Here is a 12767-nt window from a genome sequence, read left to right as displayed (position 1 = left end):
TGGAGGGATCTCATGCACGCATTCAAACATTTACTGACTGCCCTGCTATTATGCATCATCCCATACACCGCCTCTGCCGCCGACACGAATGCAGACTACCGGGGCTATCTCTGGCGCATCGATATGGCGACAGGCAATGTGGCGGAGCTGCCGCACAATTTCCGCACGGCGGCATCGCCGTTCCAAATGCGGACAGACGCAGCGAAGTTCGGTGTCGACCCGAACTACACTCCCTCTCGCGAGGGGCTAGACGCCCTGCCGCTCTCGGGAAGCGCGGAGTTCTCCGTCCCTGCCTTTCACGCGCTGCTGAAAGACCTGCACACGCGCGCAAAAGGCTCGATCTGTATCGTCGATCTGCGGCAGGAGTCGCACGGCTTCATGAATGGGAACGCCGTCAGCTGGTACGGCAAGCACGACTGGGGCAATATCGGCCGGACGAAGCACGAGGCACTGCGTGACGAGAACATGCGCATTCGCAGTGCACAGGGCAAGGATGTCGTGCTCGCGCACCTCGACAAGAAAAAGCAGCCAAAAAATCAGCAGACCGTCCGCGTCACGGCGGCGATGACGGAGCGTGAGCTGGTCGAGGATGCGGGCGTGCGCTACGTCCGTCTCGCCGTCATCGACCACAAATGGGCAGACCCACAGACCATCGACGAATTTGTCGATCTCGTGAAAAGAATGCCTGCGGACACATGGATGCACTTTCACTGTCAGGCAGGCAAGGGACGCACGACCAGCTTTATGGCGATGTACGATATGATGAAAAATCCCTCCGTCCCGCTGAAGGACATTCTCTATCGTCAGTACCTGCTCGGCGGAGCATACCTCGCCTACGACCCGACCACGCAGCATGCACCGATGGGATGGGAGGATATAGACTACCATCACAAGTCAGAAATGATCGCAAAGTTCTACGACTACGTTCAGCAGAATCACGAGGACAACTATGCCGTGCCGTGGAGTATGTGGCTGAAAAAGAATCCATAAGAGAATAAGAAAGCCCGCACATCAAATGCAATGTGCGGGCTTTCTTATTCTCTTACTGCGGCTTGATATGCCCTGTCTGATATGCGCGCAGGAGTGTATGCAGGTCAGCAATCTCATCCATGATCGCCGCACCGCGATCGGTGTCGCGTACGAGGCAGCTGCGCGCCTGCAGTTCGACGGTCTGCGAGACGGACTCGATGTCGCGATTCTCACGCAGTGCCTCGCGCACATTCGCCACTTCCTGATGCTGGAGGAGGCGCAGCCCGCGCGAGTTGTAGATGAGCGTGTACCCCGAGATCCCCGTTTTGGAATGGTATGGCGTCGCAAAGCCGCCGTCGATGATGATCGCCCGCCCATTCGCACGCATGGGGCTCTCCCCCTTCTTCACCTTGACGGGAACGTGCCCGTTGATGATGTGCCCATGCTTCGGGTCAAGGCCGAACTCCGCAAGGATTTTCTCGCAGATCGCTTCTTCCTTGATGAGACGGAAATACGGGTCGGACGGCTCTTTCCACGTCGATTCATCGGAGATAAAGGAGCGTTCGAATGTCGTGAACGAGCGGCCCGAGGTCGGCGCAAGCAATCCGCACCAGAGGAAGTACATGAAGTCCTGTCCCTCCTGCGTATGCTCGAGCCACGCCTCACGCGCCTTTTCCTCACAGAAATCCATCCATGCGCGGCCCGTGTATTCCTTGCCCTTGTAGGTGATCGTACGGAAACTCCCATCCTCGTTCATGGGAACGCATCCGTGGAAGAGCAGGTTGCCATTGCAGCACAGATACATACTGCCTCGCTCGTAGAGGTAGTCTACATGGCGCTGCAGTGTCTTGCTCTCGATGAAGTAGGAACGCAGATCATCGATGATGTGCTGCTCTTCCTCCGTCAGCTCATAACAGTTCGCTCCGTCGTCAATCGTCGGAAAATAGGCGCTCTCAAGCTCCACGCGCCGCCCGTTGTTGAGCGTGACATACGATGAGCTGAAGTTGATCTTGTCAAGGAGCAGACGATCTTCCATCTGAAAGTCTGGGTTGCGCTTAATGAGTGCTCCCTCGATTTTGAACATCATCATCGAGACTGCACGTTCCGCCGCCTTGATTGGGTTCTCGTCTGGATAGATGCGCGATGCGAAGGTCGAGAGCGGACGCAGGCTGATGCCGTAACCGCGCTCAAGCACATCCGTATTGCGGTAGCGCAGCGAGTTGCGGATGACCGCCGCAATGCAGACCTCACTGCCGAGCGCCGCGCCCATCCAGAGCACGTCGTGATTCCCCCACTGGATATCGACGGACGGATGCTGCATGAGGAGGTCAAGGATGCCGTCGGGACGATCGCCGCGATCGAAAAAATCACCGACGATATGGATGCGCTCGACTGCGAGGCGTTTGACGAGCACGCTGAACGCATCGATGAAGTCCGTGCCGCCGCCGATCTCCACAATCGTTTCGATCAGTTGTTTATAGTAGTAAAGCTGCGCCTCGTCCAGCTCGGGGCGCGTGCTCAGCAGCTCCACAATGACGGATTCGTAGCGCTTTGGAATGTAGCTTCGCATTTTGCTTGCGGGGAATTTCCAGCTCATGAGCTTGGTCAGTTCGAGCAGATTGGCAATGTTCTGCTGATACCAAATCGTGTCTGCCCTGCCCTCCGCCGTCAGCTGCTCCACCTTCTCGCGCGGATAGTAGATCAGCGTGCAGAACTCTGCCTTCTCCTCCTCCGTCATACGCTCGCCGAAGCAGTAGTCGACCTTCTCCTTGATAACGCCCGAGCAGTTGTTGAGGATGTGAAAGAAGGAATCGTATGCGCCGTGGAGATCGCTCATAAAGTGTTCCGTGCCCTTCGGCAGCATGAGCTGCGATTTTAGGTAGACGATCTTCTCGTAGACGATTTCCTTCGTCGGGTACTTCTCCGCCATCAGACGGAGCACCTTTTCCTGCTCCGTCTTTGCCATGTTTATGCTCATATCGCGTCCTCCTGCGTAATGGAATCACTGATAAATTCCGCGATTCCAATATTTTTACTCTTCTGTATTCTAGCATTAAGCAGAAGGAAATTCAAGAAAGCCCACTGTTTGCGGGAGCACTCACAGTACTCCCTTTCCACGCAGAAATTCCTCCGCAACGGAGCGCGGTTCCCTGCCCCCTGTCTCGACAGCGTAGTTCATCGCCGCCATCTCCTCGTCTGTGATTATCCCCGTCAGCTTTTCAAGCGCATCTCCCAGCTCCGGATGCCGATCCAAAACATCCGCACGCACAACATTGCCGCAGCGATAGGACGGGAAAAAGCTCCGATCATCCGTGAGCACACGTGCATCTGCTGCCGCAAGCTGCCCGTCTGTCGTGAACACGATCATTACATCGATTTGCCCATTTGCAAGCGCCTGATATTTCAGCCCGATATCGAGATCGACCGTGCGCCCGAAATCGAGCCCGTACTCCTTGCAGAGTGCAGGATAACCATCTGCGCGCTCAAAGAAGTCATATTCCGCGCCGAACGTCATCTGTGGGGCAGCACGACGCAGATCGGAATAGTCGTGCAGATCATAGCGTTCCGCAATCTCCCTGCGCACGGCGATGCCAAACGTATCGTTAAAGCCGTACATCCCGACCCAACGCATGGCAAAGCGCCGCTCATATTCCTCGGTCAGCGTTGGAAACAACGCCTCACTGTACTTCGATTCTTCTTTGAGTACCATATTCCATCCCGTTCCCGTATACTCGGGATAGATGTCGAATGCGCCGCTCTCCATGCCGGGATGGATATTCGACGTTCCGCCGCCGACACCTGGCGTAATACGCGCCTCGAGCCCCGTATCGTGCTCGATGACCATTTTAAGCATCTCGCCCATAATAAGCTGCTCCGTCATCGGCTTTGTAGCGATGTGAACGATGTCTGCCCTGCCAAAGAATCCGTAGGTAACCCCACTCACGGCAATGATCAGGGCAGCCGCTGCACCGGCATAGGCAGCGCGGGGTGTTCCGCTGACGCGTACGGGGCGCTTCAGCCACGCCTCCACCCATCCGAGTGCGCCGTCTCCCACAAGCGCAAGGATTGCAATCAACAGGCTTCCCGCAATCGTAAGCGCGGGGTTGTTCGTCGTGATGCCGCGATAGATTGCAACACCGAGCCCGCCTGCACCAATAAAGGATGCAATGCCTGTAAGTGCGATCGTCATCGTCGCCATATTGCGGATACCGCTCATGATGACGGGCATCGCAAGCGGAATCTGGACACGTATCAGCGCATGCAGCGGAGAGCCGCCCATGCCGATTGCCGCCTCCACGAGAGAGGGCTGTATCTGCGAAAGCCCCGTATGTGTCGCACGCACCATTGGCAGCAGCGCGTAGATCGTGAGGGCGATGATTGCCGAGCGGTTGCCGATGCCGAAGAACGGGATGAGGAAGCCGAGCATCGAGATCGACGGGATCGTATAGAGGAAGTTCACTGTCCCGAGCGTTGGCGCCGCTGCCCGTTCATATTTGTGAATCAGCACGCCTGCCGCCCCGCCGAGTACGATTGCGATACCGATTGCTGCACCCGAAATCCAAAGATGCTCGATTATAAGCTGCACGAAAAATGTACTGCGCTCTGCAAAAATTGAAAGAACTGCCTGAAATAGTTCCATGTTTCAATCTCCAAAATGTAATATATTCGATCACAATTGTATTATATCACAGATGAGAATGTCATGCAAATGAAAAATCCCTCTCTGCAGGAAGAGAGGGGTTCTGCATCTATATCATGACCCATTTTCTTCCATATTATCACCTTCTCATCGCAAGGGGCAAGTATATGCGAATGGATTTGTCACAGCCCTTTGCCTATGTTATAATGCCTCTGTAAAAAGTAACAGGACAGGAGCTGAACGTCCTTGAAGAAATTTTTTTCGACATTTTTCCACTTCATCGCAAGCGTTGTCCTTGCGGTCGGTGCTGCGGGATACTGGTATATAACAGATGAGGTCTCCGTCGAAACGGCATCTGAAATTTTCCTCGGTGTCTTTCTTGCCGCCTCACCGCTGCCCTTTATCCTATCACGCGTTGTACTTGCTTTGCGGATCAAGCGCAGCCTGCGCAGCTCCGGTATTGTGTGCAGCCGCATGGGAGCGCTGACCGAACTGATGCACGTCGATACCATTGCGTTCAACCGCAATGGTACGCTCACAGAGGGCAATGTCTTCATCTCCGCGCTCGTGCCCGAGGGCATGACGCAGGGCTCACTCCTCGCGCTCGCTGCCAGTGCCGAGCGTGAGGCAACACATCCCTACGCCCACGCGCTCTATGACACGGCTGTCCAGCGTGGTCTGCATCTCCAGCGTCACTCTGCCGCGCACGAGACAGAGAGCTTTGGCGTCGAGGCGCTGATCGCACGTACACCCGTACGCGTCGGAAAAAAGGAGTGGCTGCAGGAGGAGAATATCGAGATCAGCGCCGCGCTCCTCACGCGCGCCGACCAGCTCGCAACGAGCGGGCAGACACCGCTCTTCGTCAGCTCTAGCAAGTACGCGCGCGGCATCATCGCCGTCCGTGACGATATACGCGCCGAGGTGCGGCGTGCCCTGCAGCAGCTCAAGGAACGCGGACTTTCCCTCATTCTTCTTACGGGAGAGACAAAACGCCTTGCAAACGCAACGAGCAAGGAGCTGAGAATCAGTGAGGTACGCTCCGATCTTACGAGCGCAGACAAGGCTCGTGAAATCCGCCTTCTGCAGTCACGCGGCTCCGTCGTCGCGATGGTCGGCGACCCGATGGCGGATCAGGCAGCAATGCGCGCGGCAGACATCAGCATTGGCTGCCCCTCCTCACTCGACAGGCCGCCCGCAATCGAAGCGAACGAGATACGGCACGATCCTCTGCACGAGGAACTCCTGCGCGGGCCGGACGGAGAGGATGTGCCGCAGGAGATCGAACCGCTGATGGCCCCCGAGGATGCCGCCTACTTCGAGGCACAGGCACTGCGCAATCAGGGGCGCTCGACGAACTTCACTCCCGACATCATGCTTGATGCACAGGGAATTCCAAGCCTTGTCACGCTCTGGGATACGATCAATGGGTCACGCGCCCGTGCCCGACAAAATCTCTGGCTCAGCATCATCTTCGTCCTCCTCTTTACGCCGTCGGCTGCAGGGGCACTGACCTTCTTCGACGGCGCCTTGCTGTCCTATCCTTTCGTCGGCGGCACGCTTATTTTCCTCTTCATTTTGCTTATTGTGAATGCCCTTCGAAAATGAGGATAACAGATATTTATTCCTAATCAGTTGAAAATATCCATCTAACTTGTATTTCATTTTGACCTATGATATAATTCACCGAATCAAGGTCTTTTGTCACGATTGAAGCGACAGAAGACGGTGCTGTTATTATCATGGCTATTTTATTTAGGAGGGGTTTGGAAATGGAAGAAGTGCTGCTGTCACGATGGCAGTTTGCAATCACCACTATCTATCACTTTCTCTTCGTCCCCGTCACCCTCGGCATGGCGATCTTTGTCGCCCTGCTCGAGACGTGCTACGTACGGACGAAGAAGCCGGAATGGAAGAAGACCTGCCGGAAGCTGCTGCATTTCTTTGGCACGCTCTTTCTCATCAACTTCGCGATGGGTGTCGCTACCGGTCTGGTGCAGGAGTTCCAGTTCGGCATGAACTGGTCGGAGTATTCGCGCTTCATGGGCGACATCTTCGGCGCACCGCTCGCACTTGAGGCGCTGACGGCGTTCTTCCTCGAGTCGACGTTCCTCGGGATCTGGATGTTCGGCTGGGACAAGCTGTCCGAAAAGGCACACTGCGCGTGTATCTGGCTCGTCGCGATCGGCAGCAACCTGTCGGCATTCTGGATTCTCGTCGCCAACTCATTCATGCAGCACCCCGTCGGCTACACGATCGCCAACGGACGCGCGGAGATGGCAAACTTCTTTGAACTCATCACGAACCACTACATCCTCGGCGAACAGTCGCACACGCTCTTCGCGGGCATCACAACGGCAGGCTTCGTCATCATGGCGGTCTCGGCATGGAAGCTGCTCCACGATGAGGAGTCGCGTTACGCCTTCACACAGGCGATCAAGGCGGGTGCGATCTACACCATCGTCGGTGTCGTCGGTGTCATCATGAGCGGACATTTACACACGCAGTACCTCGCTCAGGCCAGCCCGATGAAGCTCGCGGCGATGGAGGCGCTCTGGGAGACGGAGGATCCCGCGCCCTTTGCCGTACTCGCCTATCCGAACATGGAGAAGGGGCACAACGACTTCGAGATCACGATCCCCTATATGTTCACCATCATGGTGCATGACAACATCAAGGGCGAGGTGCGCGGCATCAATGACCTTCAGAAGGAGGCCGTCGAGAAGTTCGGCCCGGGCGACTACCGTCCGCACGTAACGATGCTCTTCTACTCCTTCCGTGCGATGGTCGGCGCCGGATTCTTCATGGTACTCGTCTCACTTGTCGTATTCTATCTGGCAAAAAAGGACAAGCTATTCTCGGCAAAGAAGCTGCTTTACGCGCTCCCGTGGCTCGTCATCGTGCCCTTTATCGCGAACTCCTGCGGCTGGATCGTCGCGGAGATGGGCCGTCAGCCATGGCTCGTCATGGGACTGCAAAAAACCGTTGACGGTGTGTCGCCGAACCTTACCTCGGCAGAGATTATGTTCACGATGATCGGCTTTACCGTACTCTATCTGCTGCTCATCATCACGGCGCTCTACATCGCCTTCCGCTTCATCCGCCGCACGCAGATCACACCTGCCATCGAAGGAGGGAAGTAAGCATGGACTACAATATTCTCTGGTTTGTGCTCATCGTCGTTCTCTTCACGGGATTCTTCTTCCTCGAGGGATTCGACTACGGTGTCGGCACACTGCTCACACTCCTCTCGGACAAGGAGAGCGACCGCTCTCAGCTCGTTCGCTCCATCGGCCCTGTCTGGGACGGCAACGAGGTCTGGATGATTACGGCGGGCGGCGCGATGTTCGCGGCGTTCCCGCATGTCTACGCCACGCTCTTCAGCACGTTCTATATCGCGCTCTTTCTCATGCTTGTCGCGCTCATCCTGCGTGCGGTCGCGTTCGAGTTCCGCCATCAGCGCACGGATGAAAAATGGCAGCGCACATGGTCGCGTGCGATTGCGTTCGGCAGCATCGTCCCCGCGTTCCTCTGGGGCGTAGTCGTCACGAACCTCATCGCGGGTCTGCCCATCGGCGCAAATATGGTCTATCGAGGCGGCTTTTTCGATCTCCTGACCCCGTACACGGTGGTCGGCGGCGTGACATTCTTCGCAGTCTTTGCATTCCACGGAGCGACATTCCTGAACCTGCGCCTCACAGATCGCTATCTGCTGGAGCGTGCACGCAGCTATGGGCTGAAGTTCGGCGTCGCTGCAGCGCTTCTCTACGTACTCTGCATGGTACTCACGTACACGAATACCGACCTCTACAGCAGCCCGCTTGCAGCCGGCGCACTTGTCCTCTCCGCTGCGGCATTTGTCGCTGCCATCGGTGCGCTCTATGCCAAGGCACATAAACCAGCGTTCATCCTTGGCGGTCTTGCCATCGCGGGCACGACGGTCGGCTTCTTCGCGGGGCTCTTCCCGCGCCTCATGGTCTCAAGCCTGAATGCGGGCTGGAGCCTCACGATCTACAATGCGTCCTCGACGGAGTACACACTCTCCATCATGACAGTCGCAGCGGTCATCCTCGTTCCGATTATCCTCGGCTATCAGATCTGGACGTACTACATCTTCCGCAAACGCATCTCTCCAAACGATGCGGGGCATCAGGCATACTAATCACAATGAAAAAAAAGAAGTCCATTCTACGCTCTGTGCTGCACACCGAACGCAGCAGCCTCCTCATACGCGCGGTGATCGAACTCCTCCACGGGGGGCTCGTCATCGCGGCGGCATGGGAAACTGCCGTCATCGTGAATGCAGTATTCATGGAGCACGGCGGACCTACCGAAACAGCATCAGATCTTCTGATGCTGTTTTTGTGCGTCCTCTCTATGGCACTGCTGCGCCTCCCCAAGGGACGCATCGAGGCGCAGCTCTCCCATCGCGTTCGCCTTTCCGCACGCACAGCACTGCACGAAGCAATGCTCCTGCACGGCCGCAATTCCTCCGGTGCGCTGACACTCACGCTGGAGCGCGTCGATGCACTCGATCCGTTCTTCCATACGGTGCTGCCCACGATGATAGCAGGCGCGGTTCTCATCCCGCTGATTCTCGTTGTCACGGCAGTTGCAGACCCACTCTCAGCGCTGCTCTTCCTTGCGACTCTTCCGATTGCTCCCTTCCTGCTCTTTTTGATCGGCAAGGCGACACGCCGTGCGAGTGAACGGCAGTGGGACAAGATGCAGTCGCTCACGGATGGGTTCGGCGAACTCGTGCGTGCGGCGATGACGCTCAAGATCTTTCGCCGCATTGACGCCGAGGGAGCACATCTCGCACAGATGAGTCACTCCTTTGCCGAGGCATCCCTCTCTGTCCTGCGTCTTGCCTTTGTCTCAGCGTTCGCGCTCGAGCTTATCACGACGCTGTCGATTGCGCTCATCGCCGTCTCCATCGGCCTGCGGCTTCTGGACGGCATGATGACCTTCCAGACGGCGTTCTTCGTGCTCATTCTCGCTCCGCTCTTCTATCAGCCGCTGCGTGAGGGCGGCATCGCGTTCCACGCGGCGATGGATGCAAAGACGGCAGAGGCGGCGCTCACCCCCTATCTGGATCTCCCCTCCCCCTCAGACGGCGCACGCAGTCAAATCCTTTCGCCGCCGGCGCCGCATACGAAAAACCTCTCCTATCGCTATCCGCTGACCGAAGAGACCGTGCTCACGGGGCTGAATTTCTCGTTTCCCGCAGGCAAATCCACCGTACTTGCAGGCGCGAGCGGCGTCGGAAAATCCACGCTGCTCCTCCTGCTCGCGGGGCAGACTGCACCGACCGAGGGAAGCATTCTGCTCACGGACGGAGCTGGGAGTGCCAATGTATTTGACCTCGCACAGCTCTCGGAGGAAACAAAACAAAACCTCATCACATACGTGCCGCAGGAACCGCATATCTTTACGGCATCACTTGCCGATAACGTCAGTCTCTGGCTTGCGGATGCCACGGACGATGCCGTTGCGGAAGCACTTGAGGCGGCCGCACTCGGCGATTTCCTGCGCGCCCTGCCCGATGGACTCCGCACCCCGCTCGGTGCAGGCGGGCATCCGCTCTCTGCGGGAGAACGCCATCGCCTCGGGCTTGCACGCGCCTTCTTTCAAAACCGTCCCATCGTGCTTCTCGACGAGATCACAGCGGGACTGGACGGAGAGACGGAGGCAGAGGTCATTGCGGCACTGACGCGCTTTGCCCATCATCGCACGCTGATTCTGACATCCCACCGCCCCGCCCTCATCGCATGGGCGGATCACGTCATTACCTTGGGAGGTGCGCACGGATGACAGGGACACTCTTTCGACTGCTTGCTATTGCAGCACCGACAAAGGCGCTGCCTGCACTCCTCGCCGGTGTGCTCGCCGCCGCCTCGGGCATTGCACTCATCGGAACGGCTGCATGGATCATCGCAAGCGCGGCACTGCAGCCGCCGCTCTCCGCGCTTGCCCTTGCAATCACACTGGTGCGCGCGTGCGGTATCGGGCGTGCCGTCTTTCGCTATCTCGACCGCCTGCTCTCCCATCGGCTTGCATTCGCGTGCTATGAGAACCTGCAGCAGGCAACCTATCGCCGCTCTGCCGCAGCGATTCCTCTGCGTGCGGGAAACGCGCGCGAGGGCGAATTTCTGCACGATCTTCTGACGGGCTGTGAGACCCTGCGCAACTTCTACCTGCGCACCGTCCCGCAGCCGCTGATCGCGGGCATTCTCACCGCTGTGACCTGTGCGGCACTCGCGCCGCTCTGCCCGTGGGGCGTGCCACTCATCATCGCGCTCTATCTGCTCCACCTCGTCCTCCCCCACCTCCTGCACGAGACGGATCTGCGGACGGAGAGCACGGCCTATCGCGAGGTTCTGCTCGATCTCCTCGACGGGCGTGCGGAGCTTGCGGCGGCGGGTACGCTCACACAGGCACAGGGACAGCTTGACACAGCAGCAGAGGATTTTCAACAGAAGCAGAGTCACAAGCGCACGAAGCGCGAGCGCCTCTTCACCCTGCTCGACGTACTACGCGTCGCGGTCTGGATCGCCCTGATTGCACTCCTGACGCCATACGCTGCAGACGGTGTGCTCTCCGGCGTTCAGTATGCCGTCTGGGTGCTCGTCCTCGAAGCTGTGCTCAGCGAGTACCGCCCTCTGCCTGCAGCGAGTCTCGGCACGGTGGAGGCAGTGCAGGCAGCGGAGAATATTCTGCCGTCAGCCCCCTGTGCCGCACTGAACCCCGCGCACACAGACACAGAGTACAGCGCAGAGGAACAGGCTCCGCTCATCGAGGCATATCACCTCTCCTTCGGCTACCACGCCGACGTCCCCATCCTGCGCGATCTCTCATTCCGCATCCATCGCGGCGAACATACGGCGATCATCGGCGAGAGCGGCGCGGGCAAGACCACGCTCGCAAGCCTCCTGCTGCGCCTCTGGGAGCCTGACTGCGGCACGCTGTCCTATAACGGGGTACCGCATACACAGCTGTCGCCCGACGGCACGCGTACCCTCTTCGGTGCCTCCCTGCAAGGGAGCTGGCTCTTCAGCACCTCCACGCGTGATAACTTTCTGCGCCTGCACGAGAATATGGATGAGGCACATATCTGGCAGGCACTTGAGACGGCACAGCTTGCCGATGTCGTGCGGGCGCTCCCCGCAGGACTCGACGAGCCGCTCGGTGCAAATGCCGCACGGCTCTCGGGAGGACAGCGCAGCCGTCTGCTCACTGCACTTGCACTTGCCGCCGAAGCAGACCTCCTCCTGCTCGACGAGCCGACCGCAGGACTGGATGCCGCACGCGGAGAACGATTGATTGCTGCTGTTCTGGAAACGCTTGATGCGCGCGGCGGAACACTCATTGTCATCACGCATGACCTCCCCCTCCTAGACCGTATGAAGCAGGTGATAGAACTATGACACAGGAACGATTTCACGAGCTGATCCACATTGTTCTGGACAGCCTCGGCAGTGCTGCCCCGCCCCACGATCTCTTTGCAGGCGGCGTGGACGACTGGCACGCACGCGCACGCCTTGCCCACTTTCTTGCCCAACGCGCGGAATACCGCACAGAGGCGCTCGAACTCTTTCAGAGCGTCGTGGATGCAGAGCCGAACGAGGAACTCGCACAGGATGTGGAGGAAAAAGTCTACGCCATGCAGGGACTGAGCGCCCTTGAAGCGACGGAAACGGAAACGCAAGAAGCGGCGCTCGAACACATCAACCTCGCAATTGAGTGCGCCGAGTCCACGGATTTTCTCTACAAGTACATCCTGCGCGGCGAGCTGTGGGCAGATCGCTGGAACCTCATGCACAAGCTGCGCATGACTGAGGAAGCAGAGGCGGAGGCGGACGAGCGCATCGCTGCGTTTGACGGACTCGAGGACGCCGTTCCGCACAACTCGTATCTCTACTACGGCTACCGCTTCAAGGCACACCTTGCCGCAGAGCGCGGTGTCGTCCTCATTGCAAAGGACTATATGCACATGGCAATTCATGCGATGGAGATGCCATCTGCATACGAGCAGGGGCTTGCGGACGCATTCGCCGCGACGCACGAAAATGCGCCGTGGATCCTGCGCGAGATCGACCGCGCCACGCCAAATCCCGAGCATCTGCATTGGGATATATGATATCTTCCAAGCCTTCCCCAT

At 58.0% G+C, this 12767-nt stretch carries 9 protein-coding genes; 7 read left to right on the top strand and 2 right to left on the bottom strand.

All coding sequences use genetic code 11. The annotated features are described in order from the left end of the window. The first annotated feature begins 12 nt into the window (after nt 1-12). Entirely contained in the window at nt 13-990 is a 978-nt protein-coding gene (locus HMPREF1992_RS06690; protein WP_021685112.1) for a hypothetical protein, read from the top strand. Between the two features lie 52 nt (nt 991-1042). Here HMPREF1992_RS06690 and HMPREF1992_RS06685 read toward each other — a convergent pair whose 3' ends face one another. Both HMPREF1992_RS06685 and HMPREF1992_RS06680 read right to left on the bottom strand, forming a co-directional pair. Then, nucleotides 1043-2947 (bottom strand): fructose-bisphosphatase class III, encoded by a 1905-nt coding sequence (locus HMPREF1992_RS06685; RefSeq protein WP_021685111.1) that lies wholly within the window; start codon nt 2945-2947, stop codon nt 1043-1045. Nucleotides 2948-3067: 120 nt separating this feature from the next. After that, nucleotides 3068-4609, bottom strand: a complete 1542-nt coding sequence (locus HMPREF1992_RS06680; protein WP_021685110.1) for a glycine betaine ABC transporter substrate-binding protein — start codon at nt 4607-4609, stop codon at nt 3068-3070. 246 nt (nt 4610-4855) lie between these two features. Between HMPREF1992_RS06680 and HMPREF1992_RS06675 the strand changes: the two genes are divergently transcribed. The 6 genes from HMPREF1992_RS06675 to HMPREF1992_RS06650 all read left to right on the top strand — a co-directional run bounded on the left by HMPREF1992_RS06675 (nt 4856) and on the right by HMPREF1992_RS06650 (nt 12746). Next, entirely contained in the window at nt 4856-6214 is a 1359-nt protein-coding gene (locus HMPREF1992_RS06675; RefSeq protein WP_037358829.1) for an HAD-IC family P-type ATPase, read from the top strand. Nucleotides 6215-6378: 164 nt separating this feature from the next. Then, nucleotides 6379-7749, top strand: coding sequence for a cytochrome ubiquinol oxidase subunit I (locus tag HMPREF1992_RS06670; RefSeq protein ID WP_037358826.1), 1371 nt, complete (start codon nt 6379-6381; stop codon nt 7747-7749). A 2-nt stretch (nt 7750-7751) separates the two neighbouring features. Next, a complete protein-coding gene (gene cydB, locus HMPREF1992_RS06665) occupies nt 7752-8768 on the top strand; it encodes a cytochrome d ubiquinol oxidase subunit II (protein WP_021685106.1) in 1017 nt (338 codons plus the stop codon). Between the two features lie 5 nt (nt 8769-8773). Next, the gene (gene cydD / locus HMPREF1992_RS06660) at nt 8774-10420 is read left to right on the top strand and encodes a thiol reductant ABC exporter subunit CydD (protein WP_021685105.1); all 1647 of its coding nucleotides are present in this window, start codon (nt 8774-8776) and stop codon (nt 10418-10420) included. Continuing rightward, nucleotides 10417-12033: an amino acid ABC transporter ATP-binding/permease protein gene (locus HMPREF1992_RS06655; protein WP_021685104.1), complete on the top strand. Its 1617-nt coding sequence runs from the start codon at nt 10417-10419 to the stop codon at nt 12031-12033. Before cydD ends, HMPREF1992_RS06655 begins: the two co-directional genes overlap by 4 nt. Beyond that, nucleotides 12030-12746, top strand: a complete 717-nt coding sequence (locus tag HMPREF1992_RS06650) for a hypothetical protein (protein ID WP_021685103.1) — start codon at nt 12030-12032, stop codon at nt 12744-12746. The genes HMPREF1992_RS06655 and HMPREF1992_RS06650 overlap by 4 nt, the downstream gene beginning before the upstream one ends. The last annotated feature ends 21 nt before the right edge of the window (nt 12747-12767 follow it).

The sequence above is a fragment of the Selenomonas sp. oral taxon 892 str. F0426 genome (assembly GCF_000468035.1).
GTDB lineage: Bacteria > Bacillota > Negativicutes > Selenomonadales > Selenomonadaceae > Centipeda.
This window is presented reverse-complemented; position numbering and strand designations above follow the sequence as displayed.

Coding starts and splice junctions, on each gene's coding strand:
- cydB (WP_021685106.1), top strand. CDS start 7,752: ATGGACTACAATATTCTCTGGTTTGTGCTCATCGTCGTTCTCTTCACG.
- HMPREF1992_RS06655 (WP_021685104.1), top strand. CDS start 10,417: ATGACAGGGACACTCTTTCGACTGCTTGCTATTGCAGCACCGACAAAG.
- HMPREF1992_RS06650 (WP_021685103.1), top strand. CDS start 12,030: ATGACACAGGAACGATTTCACGAGCTGATCCACATTGTTCTGGACAGC.
- HMPREF1992_RS06690 (WP_021685112.1), top strand. CDS start 13: ATGCACGCATTCAAACATTTACTGACTGCCCTGCTATTATGCATCATC.
- HMPREF1992_RS06670 (WP_037358826.1), top strand. CDS start 6,379: ATGGAAGAAGTGCTGCTGTCACGATGGCAGTTTGCAATCACCACTATC.
- HMPREF1992_RS06685 (WP_021685111.1), bottom strand. CDS start 2,947: ATGAGCATAAACATGGCAAAGACGGAGCAGGAAAAGGTGCTCCGTCTG.
- cydD (WP_021685105.1), top strand. CDS start 8,774: ATGAAAAAAAAGAAGTCCATTCTACGCTCTGTGCTGCACACCGAACGC.
- HMPREF1992_RS06680 (WP_021685110.1), bottom strand. CDS start 4,609: ATGGAACTATTTCAGGCAGTTCTTTCAATTTTTGCAGAGCGCAGTACA.